The sequence below is a fragment of the Lacisediminihabitans sp. genome (assembly GCF_043726815.1).
Lineage (GTDB): Bacteria > Actinomycetota > Actinomycetes > Actinomycetales > Microbacteriaceae > Lacisediminihabitans.
Genome location: NZ_JAYSJZ010000030.1, coordinates 1 through 22086, shown reverse-complemented (window position 1 = coordinate 22086; position 22086 = coordinate 1). Strand labels below are relative to the sequence as shown.

Genomic DNA, 22086 nt, shown 5'->3' with positions numbered 1-22086 from the left:
CGAGGACCTCATCGAGGAGCTCAAGCTCGAGTACACGATCGTGATCGTGACCCACAACATGCAGCAGGCCAGCCGGGTATCCGACCGCACCGCCTTCTTCAACATCGCCGGCACCGGCAAGCCGGGCAAGCTCATCGAGTACAACGACACCAACACGATGTTCTCGAAGCCCAGCGTGCAGGCCACCGAGGACTACGTCTCCGGCAAATTCGGATAGTCGCCGCCTCCGCGCCGCCTCCGCGCCTGCCAACCCGCGTTTCTCCGGAGGTTGCGCGGCTGACGCGGCCGGGACGCCCGCGGATACGAGCAACTCAGCGCGCGCCGGCGCCCCGCGGCCCGAAACCTCCGGAGAAACGCGCGCTCGGGCGATATCGCGCCCCCTGGTGCACCCGCCCGCGCCCGCCAGCGCCCAACCCACGTTTCTCCGGAGGTTGCGCGGCTGACGCGGCCGGCAAGCCCGCGGATACGGGCAACTCAGCGCGCGCCGGCGCCCCGCGGCCCGAAACCTCCGGAGAAACGCGCGCGCGGCCAGAGACCAGGGACCGCTACGCGCTCGGGATCGCGACTATCGGCTTCGTGGTGGGTTTCTTCGAGCCGCCGCTCGGTTCGACCGTGATACCCACGGTGTCACCGCTCGCGATCGCCCCGTCGAGCACCCGCAGGGTGCTTCCCGACCGGGCGGCATCGAAGGTACCGGCCGGCTTCGCGCCCGCCGTGTCGATGTACCACAGCTGGTAGGTCTTGCCCGCCGGGAGGGCGGGGAGCTTGTCGATAACCACGGCAGATCGCTCGAGGTCCAGTGACCAGAACAGCGTGGCAGTGCCGCCGCCCGCAACGGGCGAGACGGAGCGCTGCACGTCGCTCGCCGAGGTCAGCTCGGCGAACTTCGTGGCCTGCTGCTGCCCATCGTTGGAGTTGGCGAGCCCGAGGAGGTTGCCTCCCACGAACAGCGCCACCGCGGCGGCCGCGGCGACGAGCACCGTCACGGGCCGGGTGTACCAGCGCGCGGTTGCCTTCGCCTGGGCCGGGGACTCGCTGGCCCTGCGGATGGCGCGGGCGGCATCCGCACTGGGCTCGGCGTCGACGGCGGGTGCCGGGGTGCTGTCGACACTGGCCACCGCGGACAGCACCGGCGCCTCGGCGGCGCCGAGAGGCGCGAGCTGCGGCGTCACCGCGATCTGCGCCATGAGTCGGGCCTTGAGGTCGGCGGGCGGGGCCTCCGGGGTGGAGGCGAGCCCGAGGATCACCGCGGTGTCGGACAGCGAGGCCACTTCGGCCCTCGCCTCCTCCGACGTGAGCAGGTATTCCTCGAAGCGCGCGCGGTCGGCGTCGTCGAGGGCGCCGAGCGCGTAGGCGCCGGCGAGAAGGTGCAGTTCGTTGCGATCGCTCACGATGCCACCCCTAATTCATCGCGCAGGCGGATCATTCCGTCCCGCAATCGAGTCTTGACCGTGCCGATGGGCACGCTCAGCAGCTTCGCCACTTCGCTGTGGCTGTAGCCGCCGTAGTACGCGAGGGTGACGGCCTGGCGCTGCAGTTCTGTCAATTGCGTCATGGCTTCCTTCACCCTTTCGTGTTCGATGGATACTTCTACCGTCTCGGATACATTGTCGTACTCCGCCACGTAATCCCTGATACCGATCTTCACGTCGCGGTCCCTGCTGGACTGCGACGCGCGGATGCGGTCGACGGCACGTCGGTGCGCCATCGTGAGAATCCAGGTGGACGCGCCACCCTTGCTCGGTTCGTAGCGGGAAGCCGACTGCCAGATCTCGAGGAACACCTCCTGGGTGACCTCCTCGGACTGGGAGTAGTCCACGAGCAAGCGCCGGATCAGGCCGAATACTCTCGGTGAGACCTCGTCGTACAGGGCGCTGAACGCGTCCTGGTCGCCGCCGGCGATTCGAGCCAGGAGGGTCTCTTTCGAGACTGGTTCCTCCACGGACTCCTGGTCCGGGTTCTGGTTGGTCTCTCGGGGCACAAGTTCAAGCATGTCAAACAATTTCTGCTCCGGCATGCACCGATCTGGCCAGCCCGACTATTACTCCCGGAATCGTGGCTTCCCTATTCAGTTGAATGCGACCACGCGTCAGGCCCAGGGATCTCGTGGATCCCTGTTCGATGCCGCTCCAGCTGGTCACGCAATGAGTTCGAAGCCCTGCGCCAACCGGTTTGGTCGAGAGCGCAAAGTCACAGGAATCTCTGCAGGAGGCAAAGAGGAGGCCGGGCCGCAGAACGCCTCTCGGCGCGAGGCCGCTCGGAGCGGCGAATATTGGAGCCCGGGGTTACTGCGGCCCGACCGTGGCCCTTGCGAGCCGTTGACCAGTCTACCAAGCCTTGCGGCTCGACCCACCAGTTCCGTGTCAGTCGAGGGTGCCGGCGCGCCAGAGCCGAGCGCAGGAAACGAACTCCGTGGCCGTCTGGGAGAGGCGAAGCGCTCGCGTCGTCAGCTCCGACGCTCGGTCCGGTGCGGTCAGTTCGACGTCATCCGCCACGCTCGTGCAGCCGAGCGACGAGAGGCGGCAGAACGCCGCCGCCCGGTCGAGCGCCACCGCGAAGTCGCCCTGAAAGAGGCCGCGCAGGATCTGGTCCGCGAGCGCGGTGATCTCGGCGGGTCCGGTCGGCGCGGTCGCTCCGGCCACCACCGGGTCGATCGTCGTGGCGAGCTCGGTGCCGCGCTGGTACAGGTAGCTTGTGCCGTCCGCATCCTGTCGCACCATCGCGCGCATGAGGTAGATGCGCCAGAGCGCCCCGGGCAGACTGCGCGGGCTCGCGCGCGACCAGAGCTCGGCGACCGCATCGATGCCGTGCTCGTCGGTGAACGCCACGAGGCGGTCCACGATGTCGGTCTCCGGGCTTTCGCGCACCCTGTTGAGCAGCGCGTGGGCTGTCTCGTGCGCGACGCGGCTGATCTGGGCGGGGTCTTCCCCGCCCTGGAAGCTCTCGAACTTGGATCCCGAGAACTGGGTGGGCTTGTGGAACTCGTCGGTCATCCGTTCAAGCCTAGGCCAGCCGGCGCCCAGCGGCATCGGCGCGAAATGCCCTCCTGCTCGACGGGGCGGTGCGACACAATTCTTCGCCGCCGGCCCGGTATGAGAGGTAAAATCAGGTGCCGGGTTCCACCGGCACGAGGAGGCATTTCATCATGAATATTCTGCTCATTGTTGTCATCGTCATCGCCATCGCTCTCGCCATCACGGGCGGTCTGGTCAGTTCCCTCCAGTTTCTACTCTGGGTGGGGATCGTGCTCGCCGTCATCGCAGTAATCGCCTGGATCGTTCGCAGCATGTCTGGCCGCCGCAGCTGACGGCCCGTCATCAACAACACCGGTGCTCTGCCATCGGGGCCGGACCTCAGGCTGCCCAATCCACGCTAGATTTAACGGCAGGGGCCTCTAGCTCAGTTGGTAGAGCATCGGACTTTTAATCCGTGGGTCGTCGGTTCGAGCCCGACGGGGCCCACCCCTCGGAAACAGAACAAGGCAGGGCCCGAGAGCCGGCGGACATTCGCCTCAGTCGAGAGTGGCCCGCCGAGCCGCCGCCTCCTCGACATCGAGCATGGCCAGGGCCGTCCTGGTGATCGAGGCCCGATACCGACCGGCGCTCCTCGCTTCGAAGACGGCCACCCGCTGGGACTCCAGCATCCTCAGGCGGAGAGCGAGGGACGCCCTGTCGAGGCTCGACCGGGTGAGATCGGTGTCGACCGCGGTCGCTGAGGCTTCCGTCGTGATCTCGACCTCCAGCCGCTGACGGGCCGCCTCCAGTTCGGAGGGAATCACTTCCTCGGAGAGCCTGCGCAGCCCCGCGTTGCGGATCTCGGATTGAAGTTGCTGGCGTTCGTCCTCGGAATCCAGCGGACCCTCGGCGTCGATGCGCGCCCAGCGCACGATTGTGGGCAGCGCGAGACCCTCGAGCAGGGTCCCCACCACGACCACGAGGGCGAGGAACTGCAGGAGCTCGCGCTGCGGGGTCTCTGCCGGAAGCAGAAAGGCGGCGGCGAGTGTGACGACGCCGCGCATCCCCGCCGACGAGACGACGACGCCGGTGCCCCAGGTCCAGGATCTATTCCGCAGTCGTGCCGGGCCGAAGCGGTACACCGCGACGGTCGCCATCACGTTGGCAAACCGGATGGCGGCAAGGGCCGCCAGGACCACCGCGGAGAGACCGATCACCGTCCACACGGCGATGTGTGTTTCGGCGAGCCGGCGGACGAGGCCGGAGACGCTGAGACCGATGAGAAAGAAGACCGCGTTTTCCAGAAGAAATCTGACCGTTCTCCAGATCGTGGCCTCCGCGATCCTCGCCTCGAGGGTCTGGGAGCGTGGCGCCCGCTCCCCCAGCAGAAGGCCGGCCGTGACCACGGCCAGGATTCCGGATCCCCCCAGGGCTTCGGCGGGCAGGAAGGCGAGGAAGGGAACCGTCAGCGCGAGGCCGGTGTCGAGCGTGGATGAGCGCACGCGCTTGCGCACCGCCGCGACGGTCAATCCCACGGCGATCCCCACGGCGAGGCCCACGGCGACCACGAAGAGGAAGTTCGCCGCGATGTCGAGCGGCTTCACGGTGATGGCCAGGGCCGCGATCGCGGCGTTGAGGGCGACGAGCGCCGTGGCGTCGTTGAGCAGGCTCTCCGCCTCGAGCACCTCCACGATGCGCCGGGGAAGCCTCGACCTGCCGGCGAGGGCGCTTACCGCCACGGCATCGGTGGGGGCCACTATCGCGCCGAAGGCGAGAGCCGCCGCCAGCGACAGCCCCGGCACGAGCCACCAGGAGACGAGACCCATCAACGCCACGGTGCAGGTCACCAGGTAGATCGATAGCAGCGCGATGCTGTCGCCGCTGGCCCGGATGTCGGCAAGCGGCGTGCGAACGGCGGCGGCGTACAACAGGGGCGGCAGAACCGCGTAGAGGATCAGGTCGGGCTGGAGTTCGAACGTGGAGAGTGCGGGCAACAACGACCCGAGGCCGCCCGCGAGCACGAGGAGCAGGGGCGTGGGGAGGTGGAACCGCGACCCGATCCCCGAGACGACGAGCACGGCGACCACGGACGCGGTCGCAAAGACGGCCACGGATGCGACGTCCATCGCTAGCTCGCCGCATCCAGTTCCTGTCTTTGCCTGAGCGCCGACGCCAGCTGGTGTCGCGAGGTGATCCCCAGGACCGGGAACATCCGGTAGAGATGGGAACTCACCGTTCGGGGCGACACGCACAGTTGCCGGGCTATGTCGCGGTTGCTCATCCCGAAGGCGGCCAGCCGCGCGACGACCAGCTGTTGGGTCGAGAGTGTCTCCGAAGCTGCCCCCGAGCGCTGCGCCAGACTCGCTGCCGACGCTTCGGAGCGGCACAGCCTGTCCCACGGTTCGCCGCCGGGGAGAGCCAGCGTGTTGCCCGCAGTCTCCAGGTAGGCACGTGCCTCGACGGTGCGCCGGTGTCGACGCAGCCACATCCCCGTGGCCAGGTGGAGACGCGCCACGGCGAGCGGCGGAAGCGCGGAGTCGGGAAGGGGCGACGATCCGGCTTCGAGCAAGCCATGCATGCGGATCAGCCTGCCCGCCACGAACAGTTCGCTGTCCGCTGGGTCGTCGAGGCTCAGTCCCACCCTGGTCTTCCATCGGTCAATCAGCTGCGCGGCCTCGTCGAGCTGGCGGGCGCGAAAAGCGGCCTCGGCGAGCAGACCCACGATGGGCGACAGGGAGTGGCCCTGCAGGATGCGCCTGTCCCTGAGCAGGCGGGAAAGCCCGGCCGACGCCCGCTCGGGGTGGCCCTCCGTGAAGGCGACGAGCGCACGCGCGATCGCGACCCCGATCGTGACTTCCCCGTCCGCACCGGCGCACGCCTCGGCCCGCGCCGCGGTCAGGAGCGCCTCCTGTGCGCGACCCAGGCGGGCCAGGCGCACGGCCCGACGGGCAAGTCGACCGGCGGTCGAGGCCTGGTCGAGATCGTTCGGCTGGTCGTCGTGCAGCACGGCGCCATCGACGGGGCCATTGATGACCGATGACCAGCTCTCGGTGAACGGGACCGTCGGTGGGGCCGGCTCGTGGGCCGCGGCGGCCCTCTCGAGTTCCGCCGCTTGCATCCGCAGAAGTTCTGCCCTGGCCAGAAGGTCCATCTGCTGGCTGCCCGAGGGCGAATGAACTGGCGTGTCCATGAGTTCTCCCGATGGTCGAAGGTTTCGCTATACAGAGTGAATCGCACCCTTGTGCGCGAGAAGTGCGCCAGTTGTGCGCGCGACTTCCCTTCCGAAACGGCGGGTGCAGTCTTCGACGCGGCGCAACAAAGACGGCGGAGACTGAGGAATCTCCTGTCGAGCCGAGGCGAGTTCTGGTAAAATCGTCGACGTCCCCGCCAGAGGCCAATTCGTGGAAGAACATCGCGACGCGGACTCAATCCAGTTCATCATCGCGCTCGCCAGTCGAGGATCAGGTAAGTGACCTTGAGGTTGGGCGTATGGACGTGGTTCTCGACTCGCCGAGTGTTCGATTTGAGACTTTTGGCGGACTCAAGGTCTTCCTAGACGGTTCCGAGATCGCGCCCGGTCCTCCTCGGCAACAACTGGCGCTTGGACTCCTGCTTGCCGCCCGCGGCCGATCGGTCAGCGTGCCGAACATCATCGATGCGTTGTGGTCCGATGCGCCGCCCGCGAGTGCCGTCAACCAACTTCACCGGTACGTCGGGGAGTTGCGGCGCTCGTTCGAGCCCGATCTCAAGCCCCGGGAAATCGGCACGATCCTGTTGCCCTCGGCGAATGGCTACCGGATCGACCTGGGTCGGGTGGCGTGCGACCTTGAAGATTTCTACGGCCTGGCCGAAAGCGCGGCTCTGGCACGAAAGCGGAAAGCCAACAACGAGAGTCTCGCTCTGTATGAGAGCGCGCTCGACGTATCGCTCCTGCCCTTTCTTGCCAATCTGGCTGCGGAGTCCGTCCTCCGCCCCGAGTTCGCCAGCGTCGAGCGCGAACGCCTGGCGATCGCCATCGCGGCGGCCGATGTCGCCCTCTCCGAGACATTCACCGCCGATTTCTTGTCCAGGCTCGAGACGATCGCCGCCTCCGCCCCGCTCAACGAGCCCCTGCAGGCACGGGTCATTCGCTTGCTGACCCTGTCAGGACGACGCTCTGATGCGGTCGCCCATTTCGCCGCGATCAGAAGCACCCTGGCGGATCTCTTGGGAGTGGATCCAGGGCACGAGTTGCAGGACGCCCATCTTGACGCCCTGCGTGCCGAGTCGCCCGAGCCGGGACGGGTGGCGTCGCGGCCGCTGGCGGCGGCTCGAAGCCTGCCTCCCCGACGCGCCGGATTCATCCACCGGCAGGAAACGACGCGTGCCTTCGAGGATCTAGAGACGGTGCTCGCACTGGGAACCAGCAGCTCCGCGGTCATCAGCGGGATGGCGGGGATAGGAAAGACCACCCTCGCCATCAACTGGGCCCACGACATCAGCCAGCGGTTTCCCGACGGGCAGTTGTACATCAACCTTCAAGGCTACGGACCCCCTGACGAAGTCAGACCGACCAACGTTGCGAGAAACTGCCTCCTCGAGTCCATGGGGGAGGATCTGGCCGCCCTCGACAGCGACGCAAATGTCAGGCAGGCGCGGTACCAGCACATCCTCGAAACGCGGAGGCTTCTCATAGTTCTCGACAACGCGAGGGATTCCGACCAGGTTCGCCCCCTTCTCGCTGCCGCCTCCGGCAGCTTCACCATCGTCACGAGCCGCAACCAGTTGTCCAGCATCCTGGTACGCGAGGGGGCGGCGTCGTACACGCTCGGCCGCTGGTCGCAGGAGGAGAGCAGGCTGCTGCTGACCAGCCGGCTGGGCGCCAAACGCGCGGCAGTGGAAGACCAGGCCCTGTCGGCGATGGCCGAAGCCTGCGGCGGTCTGCCGCTGGCACTCGCGATATTGACCGCCCGCGCCGCAATGCAGCCCTCCGTCGCGCTCCAGCACGTCGCCGCGCAGGTCACATCCCCGCACACGACGCTCGACTACCTGGCGACGGACGAGCCAGAGGACAACCTCCGGCAGGTCTTCGCGTGGTCCTACGGTCAGCTCAGTCCCGACGCGGCCATGGCCTTCACCCGGCTTGCCGCCTACCCGGGAACGTCCCTGTCCCCCCGCATCGCTGCCACCACGGCTGGAGTCGAGCTCTCGGAGCTGGGACCAGTACTTCGGGAGTTGCTCACCACCAACATGCTGGTTGCTCTCGACGACGGCGCGTACGTCATCCATGACCTGCTTCAGCTCTTCGCGCTGGAGCTGCTAAGCGATTCCGAGCGAGAGGCCGCCGAGACGCGCCTCATCGTTCACTACTCGTGGTCGGCGAGAAATGCCTGGTTGACGGCGGGCCTCTCGATGCAGCTCGACCCCATTCCTGAGGCGCCGGCGCCGGTCACGCCCGATGACTTCCCGACGATGGCGGAGTGGAGCGTGTGGTACCAGAATGAACGCGGCGCCATTTTCGCCCTCCTCGAACGTGCATGGGAGCGCTCGGACTGGCTGGGGTACGCGTCGATTGTCGTGGGCCTTCGGCCGCTCAGCCTGACGGTCGACACCTACGAGTTCGTCGTCAGGTATTCGCTGAGAGCGCTCGAAGCCGCCGAAACCAGCGGCGAACTCGCCTACGTTGCCGAATGTTGTCGCGACCTTGGCGTTCGAAGCGCCGCGAGGGGCGAGCAAGAAGAAGCGAAGCGCTATCTCCATCGAGCCCTGCGCCTGTTCACTATCCTGCAGAACTCCTGGGGCATCGAAAGCTGCTCTCGCACGCTTTCTGAGGTCGCAGGCAACGATGGGGACCCCGCCTCTCAACTCAGGTTGGCGTAGACGGCCCTCGATCACGCCACGCGGCCCGAACGGGCCGACATCCTCGCCGGACGCCAGCAGGCATCCCTCGGGGAGACGCCTCGCTGAAGTCCGGCCGGCTTCGGTGAAACCTGATGCCCCCTCGCGAAGTGGTGGAGCGGAGGGGCCAAGTGCGGTTTCTTGACTGACGCAGCGCCCGTCGGCCGAGGGCGAGGCTGTGTTCATGGCCCGGTTCGCACCGGCGGACATTGCTCGGGCCGCATCGAAAGGCTCTCGCCATGAACCAGTCAAGTCACCACCGAGGTCGCACGCTCAACGCGATCGTGGCGATCGCGGCCGTTGCCGCGATCGCCGTCATCCCGATTCAGACCGCCAATGCCTCCCCCCGTGCCAAGGGTGTGACTCCGGGCAGCAAGAATCTCACCATCGTGCTCGAGCATGGCGCCTGGGCCGACGGCTCGAGTTGGTCGGCCGTCGCGGCGCGACTCCTGGACGACGGCTACAAGGTGCTTGTACCGCCGAATCCCCTGCGCGGCCTCGCGAGCGACAGCGCCGAGCTCGCCAACTTCGTGAAGTACTCGACCACAGGCCCGGTGCTCCTGGTTGGCCACTCCTACGGCGGCGCGGTCATCACAGACGCCGGTCTGTCGGACCCGGACATCAAGGGCCTCGTCTACGTCGACGCCTTTGCGCCGGCCGAGGGACAGACCCTGGGCGGAATCCTCGCGGCATCGACATCCGACCTGAACGTTCCCGACCCCACCACGATCTTCAACATCGTTCCCTTCGTGGACCCGCTCGCGCAGAACGCGGACGTCTACCTGAAGCCCTCGACCGTCAAGAACGTGTTCGCCCAGGACCTGTCTTCGCTCCAGCAGGCGCTCATCGCCGCCGAACAGCGACCGATCGCGTTCGGCACCTTCGGTGAGAAGGCCGCGGCGCCGGCGTACGCATCGCTTCCCAGCTGGTACGTCGTGGGCACCCAGGATCGTGCCATCCCCGAGGCGACTCAGGTGGCGATGGCGACCGCGGCACACTCGAAGATCACCTACGTGAACTCCTCCCACGTCTCCCTGATCTCCCACCCCGGGGTCGTGACCTCGGTCATCGAGAAGGCCGCCGAGAGCGTCGGCTGACACCCCCACCCCTGGAGGGCGGCCCGCGCCGATCGGCACGGCCGCCCTCCACACTCACCCCATACATTCACACCACTTCCAGAACCGGAGAGCCCCATGTCTGACCTCCTTCAGCTCGCCATCGATGCCCACGGAGGCATCGACAGATGGAACGAGATCCAACGCTTCGAGGCCCAGATCTCGATTACCGGCGCGATCTGGTACGTGAAGCAGAAGCCGGACGTGTTCAAGTCCGTCACCATCCGAGCCCTCACCCACGAGCAGCAGGTCACGCTCACCCCGGTCGGCGGGGCCGGCAACCGAACCTTCTTTGCCGACGACACACTCACTTGGGAAACGGATGCCGGAGAGGTCCTCGAGGAGCGCCGGCACCCGGTGGCGTCCTTCGAAGGACAGTCGCTCGAATCCCCCTGGGACGACCTCCACGCCGCCTACTTCGCGACCGAAGCGATCTGGACCTATTTGACCGTCCCGTTCCTGTTCACCTACCCGGGGTTTCGCTCCCGCGAGATCGAACCGCGACAGGAGGCCGGCGAAACCTGGCGCGGGCTCGAGGTCACCTTCCCCGACGACATCCACAGCCACACCCGCGTGCAGAAGTTCTACTTCGGCGAGGACGGCCTGTTGCGCCGCCACGACTACACCGTCGACATCCTCGGCGGAGGCACCGGAGCCAACTACGCGACCGAGATCCAGGAGATCGACGGAATCAAGGTCCCGATGCACCGACGGATCTGGGCCTACGACGAGCACGAGGAAGTGGTTCCTGACCCCCTCCTCGTCGCGGTGGACATCCAAAGCCTCAGGTTCTTGCCCTAGTCGCCGCACCGTTCTCCCCATCCCCCCGAGCTCAATGACAAGGAACCCCATGACCATCCCCACCGACACCACGCGACCCGTCTTCGAGACCCACCTCGTCTCCGTGGACGGACTGCAGATCCGGTACACGACATCCCCCCACCCCGGCACGGAGACCGTGGTGCTCCTCAGCCCGTGGCCCGAGAGCATCTACGCCTGGTGGCCGATGTGGCCGACCCTCGCCGCGGAGTTCTCGCTCGTCGCCATCGACCTGCCCGGCTTCGGAGGCTCGGAGGGCCGCGCGGACCTCATGAGCCCCCGGGCCATGGGCCTGTTCGTCCCTCGGATCCTCGCCGCGCTCGGCCTGGAACGCCCGCACGTCGTCGGCCCGGATGTGGGAAGTTCCGCCCTGCTGTTCACGGCGGCGCTGCACCCGGACAGTGTTTCAAGCATCCAAATCGGTGGTGGCGCGGCATCCTTTCCCCTCCAGACCATGGGTCTGCTTCAGAAGTTCATCGACGCGGGATCCATCGAGCCCTTCCGTGGCCTGGATGCGGCAGAGGTCGTCGGAGGCGCCGTGAAGTCCATCCCCGGCTACACGGCTCCGGACTTCGTCGTGCAGGACTACATCGACTCCTATGCGGGAAGCCGTTTCGCCGAGTCGATCGCCTACGTGCAGCGCTATCCCGCCGACCTCGACGAGCTTGCGGACCTGCTTCCGACCATCCAGACACCGGTCGGAATCCTGGCCGCGCGAAACGATCCCTTCCTCAAACTGGACGACCCGGAGTACCTCAACGCGGTGCTTCCCCACAGCACACTGACCGTGCTCGATAACACCCACAACGCCTGGGAAGAGAGCCCCGAGGTCTACGCCGGCGCCATCATCGCCTGGGTTCATGTCGGACACAAGCGTTAGCCCACCACCGAGCCTTGCCAACGCACCAAAGGACGCCATCATGAACGCCCAAGAAACCGTCACAGCCCTGCTCGCCGAGCTGACCGGCAGCCACGATCCCGCGCGAATCGCCGGGCTGGTGGGTGCGGACTACGTCGAGCATCTCGATGAGCGGACCGCCCAGACGAGCGCCCCCGGCGACTTCCCGAGCGGGACCCGCTACGAGGTCGTGCGCGTCATCGTGGACGACGACATGGTCCTCACCCATGCACTGCTGTCCTCACCGGGCCAGCCGAACTCGGTGGGGGTGGACCTGTGGAAAGTCGCGGACGACAGGATCGTCGAGCGATGGTCGTCTCGCACCCCCGAGGTCGCCACCACCGCGAGCGGACGCTCCCAGCTCGACGGGGCCACCGTGCCCGACGACACCGCGGACTCGGGCACAAGCAGGAAGATCGTGTCCGACTGGACGAAGGCCGTTCTTCTCGGCGGCGACTTCAGCGCGGTGCCGCGGTTCCTCTCGGAGAAGAGTTACGCCCAGCACAATCCCGAAGTGGCCGACGGGATCGATGGCTTCACGGCGGCAACCGCTCGCCTGCGCTCCGCCGGACTGTCCTTCGACTATCACAGCATCGACATCACCATCGCGGAGGGAGACTTCGTCTTCACTCGCGGCGTGGGCAACCTCGGCCAGAAAGTCGTCTTCAACGACATTTGGCGGATCGACGGCGGCAAGATCGTCGAGCACTGGGATGTCGTGTCGCCCGTGCAGGCCGACTGAGGCGAATCAGCTCGCCCGCACCGCGACTGGGCATTAGTGGCGCCACCGGCGTTGGGGTGGCGCCACTGTTGCCCACTCACCGCGTTCGACGCCGGAGGGGTGGGCCCTCGACCCGCGAGGACACCAGAAGCTGCGCGATGACCCCCACCACCGACGCGACGACGACGAAGGCGCTATAGGCAAGAACGGTCGTCGGAAGCCCGAGGGGCGCGACCAGTTGCCCGGCGACAATGGCGGGCACTCCGAAGGCGAGATAGGCGACCAGGTAGATTCCGGCGAACAGCCCGGCCCGTTCGTCTGCGCCGACGAGCGGGGCGATGAGTCGAACCGCACCGGAGAAGGATGCGCCGAATCCCACTCCGCCGATGATCCCGCCCACCCACAGCAGCGGCAGGGAGCCGAGGAAGATGCCCGCGGTAATCACCAGGGTGCCCAGAAGCACGGTGGAGCCGCCGAGCAGTGTCGTGTGACGAGGCGTGAGTCGCGCCAGAACGAAACCGACGGCGGCAGCCGTGCCGGGTTCCACGAAGACCGTCACGCCGTTGAGAAGCCCGCTGTGGAGGTGGAACAGGGTCTGGAGGATGGTGGGCACCAGTCCGAGAAACAGGCCGGCAAGCGCCCACGCGGCGATGTGCACCGGAACCGCGGCCGCGAACTCGCGTCGAGCCGCCGCCGGTATCGAGACCCGGGGGATCAACGAACGAAGCGCACCCGCTCGCGGCACGACGGTCTCTTGCGACAGGGCGACAACGAGCAGGGCGGTCACCATGATCGCCGACAGGGTGATGAACACGATCGAGCTCGCCGAGTGGCTGAACTGGATCGCGACTCCGGTCAGCAGCGCCCCGACCCCGAGACCACCCGCCGGCGCCACGCTCCCGATGATCGTGGCCAGTTTCTTGTGCTTCTCCGGAGCGAGTTCGACGATGGAGGCGGAGAAGGCGCTGGTCGCGGCACCCGTGGCGACGCCCTGAATGATGCGGGCGACGGTCACCCACTCGATCGTGGGCGCGAAGAGGAACATCACCATCGCGACGACCTCGAGGGCGAGCGAGCCCACCAGCACCGGTCTGCGCCCGATGTGATCGGAGAGCGAGCCGGTCACGAGCAGCGCGGCGATCAACCCGATGGCATAGGCGGCGAAGGCGATCGTCAGGGCGGAGGGCGCGAAATGCCACTCCCGTTGGTACAGCGCGAGAAGCGGCGTGGGAGCCCCGGCCGCCAGGTACAGGCTGGCAAACCCGACGGCCGTTCCGGCGAATGCCATGCCGGGCGCGAGGGTGAACCGATGTCCGCCGGTCGCCGCGCGGGAATACTGCGGGAGGGTGGTGATTCTGGGTGAGTTGGACAAGACGGATCTCCTGCGAGTGGGTCGGCGTTTCACCGTCGAGCGGGGTGCGGTTGAGGGGAGCCCGAGCCGTGACCCGGAGGCCACGGCTCGCGGTGTGTCAGGCGTGAATCAGGTCATCCAGTGCCTGCAGGGAGTTGCTGAAGTTGCTCTCGACGGCTCCGCGTGCCACTTCTTCTGGCACGCCGGCCGGGTCGAACTGCGCGGTCCAGGTCAGTCGTGACTCGTCCGGCGAGACGGTGTCGAGCGTCAGTTCCGCCACGTAGTTGGCGACGGGGATCGGACCGGGGTCGGTGAAACGGTAGCGCTGGAACCCCTGTCGCTCCTCGAGCAACTCCTCGAGGAGTTCCCCGGCGCCTCCCGCCAGTGAGACCCGGCGGGTGTTCTCTGCGACCTTCGAGACGGCGGCCACGCCGACCATCCAGGTGTCGATCGTGTAGAAGTCGCCCATCAGCGCCCAGAGGCGCTCCGCGCTGGCCGAGAAGGTGCGGGCCGCGGTGACCGTGGTCATGCTGCGACCGTCGCGTTCTCGGAGTATGCGGCAACCAGCCCGAGCGCCGAGCGTCCGGCGACGGCGATCGAGGCGGCCCGAGCGATCCGGGCGCCGAGGTGCTCCACCGTGTCGATGTCGGCGCTGTGGACGTGCTCGGCGGTGCCGTCGATGGGGGTTTGAGCTCCCGCTCCCGACCAGTAGCCGAGACGGTTGAGCGAGTGCTCGGGGGAGGTCGTGGAGTTCCACGCCGGCGCCAGCCCGAGACCCACCCAGACCATGCGGTGCTGGAAGGCGAATGCCGACAGGAACGCCAGGGTGTTGGACTTGTCGCCGCTCTTCGAGCCCGAGTTCGTGAACCCGCCCGCGATCTTGTCTGCCCAGCGGGCCCGCGAGTAGCGAGAGCTGCTGGCCTCCGCGAACGCGTGGAACCCGGCCGATGCGCCTCCCATGTAGGTCGGCGCGCCGAACACGATGGCGTCCGCGGCATCGAGGGCCGCCCAGGCGGTGTCATCCAGGGAATCGACGTCGACGAGGGTGGCTTCGGCGCCGGCGCTCTCGGCGCCGCGTCGAGCCGCCTCCGCGAGAACGGCGGTGTGGCCGTAGCCGGAGTGGTACGCAACGGCCACGCGGGTCATTGCTTCTGTGTTTTCACGCATCAGTTTCTCTTCTCGATCATGGTCTGTATTCCAGACCTAGTAGTTAACATAGATCAGATCTAGTTTTTGTCAAGTGCGAGTATCATGGTGATATGAACGATGAGACCCCGGATTGGGTGATGGATGTCCTGGACGTGAACTGCCCGAGTCGCGATGTCTTTGTCGACCTCGCAGACAAGTGGTCGTTGCTGTTGTTGGTGAGCCTGCGATTCGTCGGCGCCCAGCGGTTCTCGGAGCTGCAGCGCTCGGTGGGGGGAATCAGTCGGGCGATGCTGGCCCAGTCGCTGAAGAGCCTCGAGCGGGACGGTGTGGTCGTGCGCGATGTCGATGGGAAGGTCGCACCTCCGAGGGTCGTCTACGATTTGACTCCCCTGGGGGAGGAGTTGGCGGATGAATCCCGCGTGCTGTGCGACTGGTCGCAGCGCCGGTCAGACGAGGTTCACGCGGCACGCAAGGCCTTCGATGAGAGCCGGTCTGCGCGCGACGTCGCGGCGCAGCCGGCCTAGGGCACTGCCCGCGGTAGCTCCGCCGAGCGCAGCCCGTCGGCGGCGCTCTGGCGACTCCCGATGACGAGGCTCACCAGTGCTGCGGCCGCCAACACCGCGCCGGTGATCATCGCAGCACGAATACCCGCGGCATCGACGATCACGCCGCCGAGCAAGGCCCCCGACGCGACCGACAGCTGGAATGTCGCGATGTACAGCGCGGAGCCGCCTTCGGCCGCGGCCGGGTCCGCGCTGAAGATCCAGGTCTGCAGCGCTATCGGTACCGCGCCGTAGGCGAGGCCCCAGACCGTGAGGATGAGGAACACCGCCGGCACCGACGTTCCCCACAGGGGCAGGGCGAGGGCGGAGACGGCGGTGGCGGCCATGAGGGCGACGGCGGTCGAGGTGAGCCGGCGCCGAAGGGCGCGCTCCACACCGAAGTTTCCCACGATCCCGGCCACCCCGTACACGAGCAGCAGGGTGCTGATCAACTGCGTGCTCGCGCCGGTGGCGCGGTGGAGGAATGGCGCGATGAAGGTGAACGCGGCGAACTGGCCGACCACGAGCAGGAGCAACGCGATCAGCCCAACGCGGGCCGTACGCCCGCGCAACACGCTCGACAGCTGCGTCCACGTGACCGGTGAATCGACGACGAGCTTCGGCAGGAGGGCGAGCTGCAAGAGGAGGGCGATCACGCCGAGCACTGCCGTAGACACAAAGGCGGTCCGCCACCCGTAGAGCCCGCCGATGAGGGCACCCGCCGGAACGCCGATGACGCTCGCGATGGAGACTCCGGAGAAGACGATCGCCGTGGCCCTGGCCGCGTTCGCGGGCGACACCAGGCGCGGCCCGACGCTTGCGCCGATGGCCCAGAATCCTCCGATACCGAGCCCGAGCAGGAAGCGCGCCACGAGCATCACCGCGAAGTTGGGTGCGATGGACCCCAGGATGTCCGCCAGGGTGAACAGCACGCTCATCGCGATGAGCACCAGCCGCCGATCGATTCGGCCGGCAGCGATCGTGAGGGTCGGCGCGGCCACGGCAGCAACCACTCCGGGAATCGTCATCATGGTTCCGGCGACACCCTCGCTGATTCCGAACTCACGGCTCATTTGTGTCAGCAGGCCGACGGGCAGGAACTCGTTGGTCACGAGAGTGAACGTTCCGAGCCCCACGGCGATGACGGCGAACCAGCCGCGCCGGGAGCCGCCCGAAGTCGATGGAATCGACGGATCGTGATTCGTGGCCATCAGGGTCGCCCCTCCGTCGCCGGCGCGGGCAGTCCGAGCGCCTGCCGCATGGCGGCGGGGGTGAACATGCGCGACCACAGGGCCCCGCCGGCATCGAGAGCGATCGATTCGGCCAGGGTCCCGACGCGCACCGGCTCGTAGCCGATGTCCCGGATGACCCGCTCGAGGACGCGCCCCGTCGACGGGTCGTCTATCGCGTAGCCCGTTGCCCAGTGCCCGGGCTTCTCCGTGGCGGCCGGAACCAGCACATCCCAGTCGATGTGCGAAAACGCCCGGGCGACCGTGGAATCCGGGAGGAGGCGGCTCATCCAGGTGCCCTCCGTGAGATGCTCGGAGAGCCCGGCGGCAACGTAGTGCGACTGGATCCACGCGTTGTCGGTGTCCACCAGGACCTTTCCGGCGAGGGCGCCGCTCAGGGACAGGGCGAGGTCCCGCGAGGCACTGTGCACGACCGAGAGGAAGACCAGCTCCCCCTCCGCCGCCTCGGCGAACGAGCCGATGGTGATTCGGCCCGAGAGTCCCCGCATCTTCGGGTCGTCCGGCGTGCGAGTGCCGATCGTGACCGTGTAGCCGGCGCGATCCAGGAGCAGGGCCAGACCGCGTCCGACGGGTCCCGCTCCGACCACCCCGACGCTAGCCGGGCCGCTGAGCGACTCCGATGTGGTCATGGCTGCCACCCCTTCATGCTGCGCAGAACTCGTTCACCGACGCGACGCCACGGGGGTCGGCCCGCTCTGGACCGACCCCCGGTCGTGCTACTTGAGCGCCTTCTTGATGAAGTCGGCCGCGGCGACGGGCTGGGCGACGAACGCCGTGTGCGAGCCCTTGATGCTCTCCGTGGTGGCGTTCATCCGGGCGGCCCAGACCTTCTGGGCCTCCGGCGGAATCGCGTTGTCGTCCTCGGAGATCAGGTACCAGGACGGAGTCTTCTTCCACCCAGCCCCGGTGAGGGCTTCGGTGTACGCGGCGGCGGAGAGCGGTCGCTGGGTCGCGTAGAGCACGCTCGCCACGTCCGCGGTCGAGTCTCCGCAGAAGGTGTCGCGGAAGCCGTCCTTAGCAACGTAGATGTCGGGTCCGCCCGGGGCTCCGGGAGCGTCGTACGAGGTGGGCCGGTTGGTGCTGCCGAGGAGCGTGGGCGGGAATCCCTCCTGCGCGCTCAGGCAGCTCTCGCCCTCGTCGATGCCGAATGCCGCGATGTAGACGAGAGCCGTGACGTTGTCGAGCGCGGCCGAGGCCTGGGTGACGACCGCTCCTCCGTAGGAGTGGCCGACGAGCACCACCGGTCCGTCGATCGACTTGACGAGGGTCTCGATGGTGCCCGCATCGAAGGACAGCGACCGAAGGGGATTCGGGGGTGCGATCACGTCGTAGCCGTCGGTGATCAGTTCGCGGATGACTCCGGCCCACCCGGACGCGTCCGCGAACGCTCCGTGAACCAGGACCACTGTTGGTTGTGCCATGAGAATCTTTCCTTCCGGTCGGCCTGGTGAGAGGTTCGCGGGTGCGAATTGTGGCCGTGACCACAGCTTGGGCGCCGCGGGTGCATCCTTGCGTCAGTCAAAAGACCGCACGTTCACCCGCTGGAGGACCGCTCAGGCCTTGGCGATCGGGGTGAGGAGAAGCAGCGGAATCTGCCGTTCCACGGCCTCCTGGTAGGAGTCGAACTCGTTGTAGCCGAGCATGGCCCGATCCCACCAGGTGTCCTTCTCCTCCCCCTCCAGTTCGCGAACCGTGTAGTCCGCCTTGTTCGCGCCGTCCTGGAGTTCCACGACGGGATGCGCCACCAGGTTGTAGTACCAGGTCGGATGCTTCTCCGCTCCGGCGTTGGACGCGATGACCGCGTACTCCCCGCCGAACTCGGTTCTCATCACCGGGTGCTTGCGCAGCTTCCCGGACTTGGCGCCGACGGAGGTGATGATGACGACGGGCTTGCCCTTGAAGGTGCCGCCCTCGACGCCATCCGTCGTTTCGTATTGCCGAACCTGCTCGGCCACCCAGTCCGTGGGGCCGGCTCGTACTCTCCTGAAAGGGGCATCGTTTTCCGATCTGTCGACGTGGACACAGGGCGCACCCCTGCATCGGGCTCGCTTCGCGCGGTGCCGAGCCCGAGAGGCGGGCGCCGCGCTCAATTGAGCCTGAACCCGGAGCAGGCTGGGTCGCGTCAGTCAAAAGACCGCATTCAGTGCCCGAACGGCTCGGCGGCCGTTCGCTCGCTCGTCGTCGATCCTCGCTAGCGGGCCGCCGACGCGGGGACGGAGACAAGCCGGCTGGGATCCACGTTGCCGCCGGTGACCAACACCCCGATGACGTCGCCCTCGGCGGCCGTGTACGCGCCGCTGAGAAGTGCCGCGAGGGCGGTAGCCCCGCCTCCCTCGAGGCCGATCCTCAACTCGCTCCAGGCGACACGCTGGGCTTTCGTGATCGCCTCGTCCGTCACCTCCACGTGCTCGACTCCGTTTTCGACGACCGCGTCGAAGCAGAGCCGTCCGACTCTGCGTGGTCCGAGGCTGTCGACCGCGGGCCCGGACACGGATACGTCGACCAGGTGACCGGCGTCGAGAGCCGCCCCGAGGCATCGAGCAGACGATGGTTCTACGCCCACCGCAACCGCCGGCTGACCATCGAGAGCGGCCACGGCGCCCGCGAGGAGGCCACCGCCGCCGACGGGCATCAGCACCTTCGTGAGGGTGGGGACCTGCTCGAGGAATTCCGCGGTGACAGTTCCCGCTCCGGCCACGGTCGGCTCCTGATCGAAGGGATGCACGAGAAGTGCTCCCGAGCGCTCGGCGGCGAACTGGGCAACGACCAGGCTCTCGTCGTAGACATCCCCGACGACGGTGACCTGGGCGCCATACTCTTCGAGTCTGCGGAGCTTGATCTCCGGGCACGTCGTGGGCACGTAGATCGACGCCGGCACCCCCAGCAGTCGTGCCGCCCACGCTACGGCCTGGCCGTGATTTCCGCCGCTCGCCGCCACCACTCCGGCGGGTGGGATGTCGGCCGCCAGGAGGCTGTTCAACGCGCCCCGCGCCTTGAAGGCGCCGGTGTGCTGGAGCGATTCGAGCTTGATCCAGAATGCGGGATGGCTCGGGCTCAGCTGGTTCGCCTCGATGTGGATGACCGGCGTTCGGCGCACCTTCGTGCCCAGCCTGCGCTGGGCGGCGAGCACATCGTCGCGCGACACCGCCGAGCGATCGCCCGAACTACTGGCCACGGCCCGCCACCGCCTGGATCTCGATCTTCGCCCCGAACGGAAGGGCCCCCGCCTGAAAGGTGAAACGTGCCGGCGCGGTCTCGATGTTCGGGAACTGCTCCCGCCACCAGCCGTTCAGAGCGGCGTAGTCGCCGATGTCCGCGAGCACGCACTGCACATAGACGATCTCGTCGACCGAGTAGCCGGAGGCCTCGGCGATCGAGGCGATGTTGCTCCAGGCCAGCTCAGTCTCCTCGAGGAAGGTCCCGGCGGCGAACTTTCCCTCGGGATCGAGGGCGGGCATTCCACTGATGAAACAGGTGCCATTGGTCTCGGCCGAGAGGCTGAAGGGGAATCCTGACGGGAGCCCCGGCCCGGCGGATGTGCGGCGAATAGTCATCTTCAGATCCTTTGGTTGGCGACAGCGGTGTGGCGTTGCACTTGATCCCCGACGGTGGAGACGATCTGATCTCCGGGTCGGAGGTATTTCGGCGGCTTCATCCCCAGGGCCACGCCGGAGGGCGTCCCCGTGAGGATCACATCACCGGGAAGAAGGGGGAGGATCCCGGAGACATAGGCGATCAGCTGGCTCACCGAGAAGATCAGGTCGGCGGTCGACGACGACTGAACCAGCACTCCGTTGACGGAGCAGGACAGGGCGATGTCGTCGGGGTCGTCGAACTCGTCAGGGGTGACCAGAACCGGGCCGAGCCGGGTGTACCCGGGAAACGACTTGCCCAGACTGAACTGCGGCGTGCCGGCGGGCCTCATCTGCACGTCTCTCGCCGAGTAGTCCTGGGCCGCCGTCACACCCGCGACGTAGGACCAGGCGTCGGATTCGGTGACGAATCGCGCCTCCCGGCCCATGACCACCGCGGCTTCGACCTCCCAGTCCACCTCCTCGGTGAACAGGACGAGGTCGCCCGTGGGACCGGCCACCGACGAGACGAACTTCGCGAACACGAGGGGTTCGACGGGCGCCGGTAGCCCTGACTCGATCTGGTGCGCGCGATAGTTCAACCCGATTCCGAAGATCTGGCGCGGCGCAGGAACCGGCGACTGGCACGCTTCGGGGTCGAACGGCACACCGGGGCCAAGATCCGCGGAACTCGCCCAGGAACTGAAGGCGTCCCACTGTTCGTAGAGCGAGAGGGCATCTGGCCCGAATCGGCCCCGGCTGGCCTCGGCGACATCCAGCGCCTCCGCACCACGGACTATCTTTGCGCGAGAGTCGATGACGGCGATTCTCATGGCGGCGAGGCCTAGACGGTGGCCGGGGCGCGTTGGGCGAGGCCGCGTCCGAACGAGATGTTGGCCAGTCCGATCTCGGTGATCATGATGAAGACGTCGTCGGCTCGCACGAGGTCCCTGGCGACGAGATTCTCGTTGATCGTGGCGAGCACGGCCCTCTTCACCTCGTCGTCACGTCCCTGCAGGAAGGTGATCTCGATGATCAGGAGCTTGTCGGTGTACTCCAGCCCGAGGTAGGCGCCGGTGTGGCGGAAGTTCTCCTCGTCGTACTCGTTGAAGAGCTGGTACCTGTCCTCGTCCGGAACCTTGAGGGCCTGGACAAGGGCCGCCTGGATGCTCTCCCCGATGGCCCCCTTGTCCTCAGCGCTTCGTCCCTTGAGCAGATTGATCTTGACCAGTGGCATGTGATGCTCCTTGCCCCCGATCGCAGCGGACCGAGGATTGTGTGCGATTGGGTGAAGAATCAGGCGCTGTCGGCCTGGACGAGCTCGAACTGCCGGCACAGGTCCCGCAGGGCCTCTGCCCTCTCGCGGCCGAAACGCTCCTCGAACCGGCGCTGGGCCCCATCCCAGAGCGGCTCGCTCTTGAGTCGCGTTTCCACGCCTCGGGCGGTCAGGAGAATTGCTGCCGCCCGGCGATCGGTCGTGGACTGGCCGATCTCGACCAGAGCTAGACTCTGCAGAACGCGGATGTTCCGCGCGACGGTGGATCGTTCGAGCTCGGCGGACTTCGCGAGGGCGTCGACCGAGAGCGGGCTGTCGGCGCTCAGCCGGCGCAGCAGGGCCAACTGCGCGATGGTGATGCCGGCCGGAGCGAGAGCATCGTCGTACATCGCCGTGATCTTGCGCGTGGTGGCGCGAATCGTGGTCGAGTAGCAGTCGGTGATCATGTTTACGAGTATATACACACATCTTCGCGATCGGCGAGATCGTTTCGACCGATTTGCGCGGCTCTCCGCGGAACAGAGAGGCGGGGGGGGGGGGGCCCCCGGCACACCCCCCCCCC

Annotated in this window: 24 protein-coding genes, 1 tRNA gene and 1 pseudogene; 9 read left to right on the top strand and 17 right to left on the bottom strand. The window is 67.2% G+C overall.

Features of this window, described 5'->3' with window-relative positions; all coding sequences use genetic code 11:
* A pseudogene (locus ACHZD8_RS03200) lies at positions 1 to 217 on the top strand (phosphate ABC transporter ATP-binding protein); the annotation flags it as partial.
* A gap of 328 nt (positions 218 to 545) precedes the next feature.
* Here the strand turns inward: ACHZD8_RS03200 and ACHZD8_RS03195 are convergent.
* The 3 genes from ACHZD8_RS03195 to ACHZD8_RS03185 all read right to left on the bottom strand — a co-directional run bounded on the left by ACHZD8_RS03195 (position 546) and on the right by ACHZD8_RS03185 (position 2993).
* Positions 546 to 1391: an anti-sigma factor domain-containing protein gene (locus ACHZD8_RS03195; protein ID WP_394768693.1), complete on the bottom strand. Its 846-nt coding sequence runs from the start codon at positions 1389 to 1391 to the stop codon at positions 546 to 548.
* The gene (locus tag ACHZD8_RS03190) at positions 1388 to 1993 is read right to left on the bottom strand and encodes a sigma-70 family RNA polymerase sigma factor (RefSeq protein WP_394768692.1); all 606 of its coding nucleotides are present in this window, start codon (positions 1991 to 1993) and stop codon (positions 1388 to 1390) included. Before ACHZD8_RS03190 ends, ACHZD8_RS03195 begins: the two co-directional genes overlap by 4 nt.
* A gap of 370 nt (positions 1994 to 2363) precedes the next feature.
* A complete protein-coding gene (locus tag ACHZD8_RS03185; RefSeq protein WP_394768691.1) occupies positions 2364 to 2993 on the bottom strand; it encodes a DNA-directed RNA polymerase subunit beta in 630 nt (209 codons plus the stop codon).
* A gap of 152 nt (positions 2994 to 3145) precedes the next feature.
* Here ACHZD8_RS03185 and ACHZD8_RS03180 point away from each other — a divergent pair, with 152 nt between their 5' ends.
* Both ACHZD8_RS03180 and ACHZD8_RS03175 read left to right on the top strand, forming a co-directional pair.
* Positions 3146 to 3307 (top strand): hypothetical protein, encoded by a 162-nt coding sequence (locus tag ACHZD8_RS03180; RefSeq protein WP_394768690.1) that lies wholly within the window; start codon positions 3146 to 3148, stop codon positions 3305 to 3307.
* Positions 3308 to 3388: 81 nt separating this feature from the next.
* Positions 3389 to 3461 (top strand) — tRNA-Lys (locus tag ACHZD8_RS03175).
* Positions 3462 to 3511: 50 nt separating this feature from the next.
* Here ACHZD8_RS03175 and ACHZD8_RS03170 read toward each other — a convergent pair.
* Together ACHZD8_RS03170 and ACHZD8_RS03165 are read right to left on the bottom strand one after the other, a co-directional pair.
* Positions 3512 to 5080: a cation:proton antiporter gene (locus ACHZD8_RS03170; RefSeq protein WP_394768688.1), complete on the bottom strand. Its 1569-nt coding sequence runs from the start codon at positions 5078 to 5080 to the stop codon at positions 3512 to 3514.
* A 2-nt stretch (positions 5081 to 5082) separates the two neighbouring features.
* On the bottom strand, positions 5083 to 6144 hold the full coding sequence (locus ACHZD8_RS03165; protein WP_394768687.1) for a LuxR C-terminal-related transcriptional regulator: 1062 nt from the start codon (positions 6142 to 6144) through the stop codon (positions 5083 to 5085).
* A gap of 299 nt (positions 6145 to 6443) precedes the next feature.
* Between ACHZD8_RS03165 and ACHZD8_RS03160 the strand changes: the two genes are divergently transcribed.
* The 5 genes from ACHZD8_RS03160 (at position 6444) to ACHZD8_RS03140 (ending at position 12405) form a co-directional block, all read left to right on the top strand.
* Positions 6444 to 8813: a BTAD domain-containing putative transcriptional regulator gene (locus ACHZD8_RS03160; RefSeq protein ID WP_394768685.1), complete on the top strand. Its 2370-nt coding sequence runs from the start codon at positions 6444 to 6446 to the stop codon at positions 8811 to 8813.
* Positions 8814 to 9070: 257 nt separating this feature from the next.
* Positions 9071 to 9928 carry an alpha/beta fold hydrolase gene (locus tag ACHZD8_RS03155; RefSeq protein WP_394768684.1) on the top strand — a complete coding sequence of 286 codons (858 nt, stop codon included), beginning with the start codon at positions 9071 to 9073 and terminating at the stop codon, positions 9926 to 9928.
* A 96-nt stretch (positions 9929 to 10024) separates the two neighbouring features.
* The gene (locus ACHZD8_RS03150; protein ID WP_394768683.1) at positions 10025 to 10747 is read left to right on the top strand and encodes a hypothetical protein; all 723 of its coding nucleotides are present in this window, start codon (positions 10025 to 10027) and stop codon (positions 10745 to 10747) included.
* 49 nt (positions 10748 to 10796) lie between these two features.
* Positions 10797 to 11645, top strand: coding sequence for an alpha/beta fold hydrolase (locus ACHZD8_RS03145; protein ID WP_394768681.1), 849 nt, complete (start codon positions 10797 to 10799; stop codon positions 11643 to 11645).
* 40 nt (positions 11646 to 11685) lie between these two features.
* Positions 11686 to 12405, top strand: coding sequence for a nuclear transport factor 2 family protein (locus ACHZD8_RS03140; RefSeq protein WP_394768680.1), 720 nt, complete (start codon positions 11686 to 11688; stop codon positions 12403 to 12405).
* A gap of 76 nt (positions 12406 to 12481) precedes the next feature.
* Here ACHZD8_RS03140 and ACHZD8_RS03135 read toward each other — a convergent pair whose 3' ends face one another.
* From ACHZD8_RS03135 to ACHZD8_RS03125, 3 genes are all read right to left on the bottom strand, one after another.
* A complete protein-coding gene (locus ACHZD8_RS03135; protein WP_394768679.1) occupies positions 12482 to 13756 on the bottom strand; it encodes an MFS transporter in 1275 nt (424 codons plus the stop codon).
* A 97-nt stretch (positions 13757 to 13853) separates the two neighbouring features.
* Positions 13854 to 14264 carry an SRPBCC family protein gene (locus ACHZD8_RS03130; protein ID WP_394768678.1) on the bottom strand — a complete coding sequence of 137 codons (411 nt, stop codon included), beginning with the start codon at positions 14262 to 14264 and terminating at the stop codon, positions 13854 to 13856.
* On the bottom strand, positions 14261 to 14881 hold the full coding sequence (locus tag ACHZD8_RS03125; protein ID WP_394768677.1) for a flavodoxin family protein: 621 nt from the start codon (positions 14879 to 14881) through the stop codon (positions 14261 to 14263). The genes ACHZD8_RS03130 and ACHZD8_RS03125 overlap by 4 nt, the downstream gene beginning before the upstream one ends.
* Before the next feature lie 113 nt (positions 14882 to 14994).
* On the opposite strand from ACHZD8_RS03125, the gene ACHZD8_RS03120 reads away from it, so the two are divergent.
* Entirely contained in the window at positions 14995 to 15408 is a 414-nt protein-coding gene (locus ACHZD8_RS03120) for a winged helix-turn-helix transcriptional regulator (protein ID WP_394768676.1), read from the top strand.
* On the opposite strand, the gene ACHZD8_RS03115 is transcribed toward ACHZD8_RS03120, so the two are convergent.
* From ACHZD8_RS03115 to ACHZD8_RS03075, 9 genes are all read right to left on the bottom strand, one after another.
* Complete coding sequence (locus ACHZD8_RS03115) at positions 15405 to 16637, bottom strand: MFS transporter (protein WP_394768675.1); 1233 nt, start codon at positions 16635 to 16637, stop codon at positions 15405 to 15407. The two genes, ACHZD8_RS03120 and ACHZD8_RS03115, sit on opposite strands and share 4 nt — an antisense overlap.
* The gene (locus ACHZD8_RS03110; RefSeq protein ID WP_394768673.1) at positions 16637 to 17305 is read right to left on the bottom strand and encodes an NADPH-dependent F420 reductase; all 669 of its coding nucleotides are present in this window, start codon (positions 17303 to 17305) and stop codon (positions 16637 to 16639) included. The genes ACHZD8_RS03115 and ACHZD8_RS03110 overlap by 1 nt, the downstream gene beginning before the upstream one ends.
* Before the next feature lie 87 nt (positions 17306 to 17392).
* Positions 17393 to 18097 carry an alpha/beta fold hydrolase gene (locus tag ACHZD8_RS03105; RefSeq protein WP_394768672.1) on the bottom strand — a complete coding sequence of 235 codons (705 nt, stop codon included), beginning with the start codon at positions 18095 to 18097 and terminating at the stop codon, positions 17393 to 17395.
* A 132-nt stretch (positions 18098 to 18229) separates the two neighbouring features.
* A complete protein-coding gene (locus ACHZD8_RS03100) occupies positions 18230 to 18631 on the bottom strand; it encodes a nitroreductase family deazaflavin-dependent oxidoreductase (protein WP_394768671.1) in 402 nt (133 codons plus the stop codon).
* Between the two features lie 236 nt (positions 18632 to 18867).
* Complete coding sequence (locus tag ACHZD8_RS03095; RefSeq protein WP_394768670.1) at positions 18868 to 19851, bottom strand: serine/threonine dehydratase; 984 nt, start codon at positions 19849 to 19851, stop codon at positions 18868 to 18870.
* Positions 19841 to 20230 carry a RidA family protein gene (locus tag ACHZD8_RS03090; RefSeq protein ID WP_394768669.1) on the bottom strand — a complete coding sequence of 130 codons (390 nt, stop codon included), beginning with the start codon at positions 20228 to 20230 and terminating at the stop codon, positions 19841 to 19843. The genes ACHZD8_RS03095 and ACHZD8_RS03090 overlap by 11 nt, the downstream gene beginning before the upstream one ends.
* Positions 20231 to 20232: 2 nt before the next feature.
* On the bottom strand, positions 20233 to 21081 hold the full coding sequence (locus ACHZD8_RS03085) for a fumarylacetoacetate hydrolase family protein (RefSeq protein ID WP_394768668.1): 849 nt from the start codon (positions 21079 to 21081) through the stop codon (positions 20233 to 20235).
* A gap of 11 nt (positions 21082 to 21092) precedes the next feature.
* Positions 21093 to 21485 (bottom strand): tautomerase family protein, encoded by a 393-nt coding sequence (locus tag ACHZD8_RS03080; RefSeq protein WP_394768667.1) that lies wholly within the window; start codon positions 21483 to 21485, stop codon positions 21093 to 21095.
* A gap of 59 nt (positions 21486 to 21544) precedes the next feature.
* Positions 21545 to 21970, bottom strand: a complete 426-nt coding sequence (locus ACHZD8_RS03075; protein ID WP_394768666.1) for a MarR family winged helix-turn-helix transcriptional regulator — start codon at positions 21968 to 21970, stop codon at positions 21545 to 21547.
* Positions 21971 to 22086: the final 116 nt, after the last annotated feature.

Coding starts and splice junctions, on each gene's coding strand:
- ACHZD8_RS03190 (WP_394768692.1), bottom strand. CDS start 1,993: ATGCTTGAACTTGTGCCCCGAGAGACCAACCAGAACCCGGACCAGGAG.
- ACHZD8_RS03185 (WP_394768691.1), bottom strand. CDS start 2,993: ATGACCGACGAGTTCCACAAGCCCACCCAGTTCTCGGGATCCAAGTTC.
- ACHZD8_RS03180 (WP_394768690.1), top strand. CDS start 3,146: ATGAATATTCTGCTCATTGTTGTCATCGTCATCGCCATCGCTCTCGCC.
- ACHZD8_RS03170 (WP_394768688.1), bottom strand. CDS start 5,080: ATGGACGTCGCATCCGTGGCCGTCTTTGCGACCGCGTCCGTGGTCGCC.
- ACHZD8_RS03165 (WP_394768687.1), bottom strand. CDS start 6,144: ATGGACACGCCAGTTCATTCGCCCTCGGGCAGCCAGCAGATGGACCTT.
- ACHZD8_RS03160 (WP_394768685.1), top strand. CDS start 6,444: ATGGACGTGGTTCTCGACTCGCCGAGTGTTCGATTTGAGACTTTTGGC.
- ACHZD8_RS03155 (WP_394768684.1), top strand. CDS start 9,071: ATGAACCAGTCAAGTCACCACCGAGGTCGCACGCTCAACGCGATCGTG.
- ACHZD8_RS03150 (WP_394768683.1), top strand. CDS start 10,025: ATGTCTGACCTCCTTCAGCTCGCCATCGATGCCCACGGAGGCATCGAC.
- ACHZD8_RS03145 (WP_394768681.1), top strand. CDS start 10,797: ATGACCATCCCCACCGACACCACGCGACCCGTCTTCGAGACCCACCTC.
- ACHZD8_RS03140 (WP_394768680.1), top strand. CDS start 11,686: ATGAACGCCCAAGAAACCGTCACAGCCCTGCTCGCCGAGCTGACCGGC.
- ACHZD8_RS03130 (WP_394768678.1), bottom strand. CDS start 14,264: ATGACCACGGTCACCGCGGCCCGCACCTTCTCGGCCAGCGCGGAGCGC.
- ACHZD8_RS03125 (WP_394768677.1), bottom strand. CDS start 14,881: ATGACCCGCGTGGCCGTTGCGTACCACTCCGGCTACGGCCACACCGCC.
- ACHZD8_RS03120 (WP_394768676.1), top strand. CDS start 14,995: ATGAACGATGAGACCCCGGATTGGGTGATGGATGTCCTGGACGTGAAC.
- ACHZD8_RS03115 (WP_394768675.1), bottom strand. CDS start 16,637: ATGGCCACGAATCACGATCCGTCGATTCCATCGACTTCGGGCGGCTCC.
- ACHZD8_RS03110 (WP_394768673.1), bottom strand. CDS start 17,305: ATGACCACATCGGAGTCGCTCAGCGGCCCGGCTAGCGTCGGGGTGGTC.
- ACHZD8_RS03105 (WP_394768672.1), bottom strand. CDS start 18,097: ATGGCACAACCAACAGTGGTCCTGGTTCACGGAGCGTTCGCGGACGCG.
- ACHZD8_RS03090 (WP_394768669.1), bottom strand. CDS start 20,230: ATGACTATTCGCCGCACATCCGCCGGGCCGGGGCTCCCGTCAGGATTC.
- ACHZD8_RS03085 (WP_394768668.1), bottom strand. CDS start 21,081: ATGAGAATCGCCGTCATCGACTCTCGCGCAAAGATAGTCCGTGGTGCG.
- ACHZD8_RS03080 (WP_394768667.1), bottom strand. CDS start 21,485: ATGCCACTGGTCAAGATCAATCTGCTCAAGGGACGAAGCGCTGAGGAC.
- ACHZD8_RS03075 (WP_394768666.1), bottom strand. CDS start 21,970: ATGATCACCGACTGCTACTCGACCACGATTCGCGCCACCACGCGCAAG.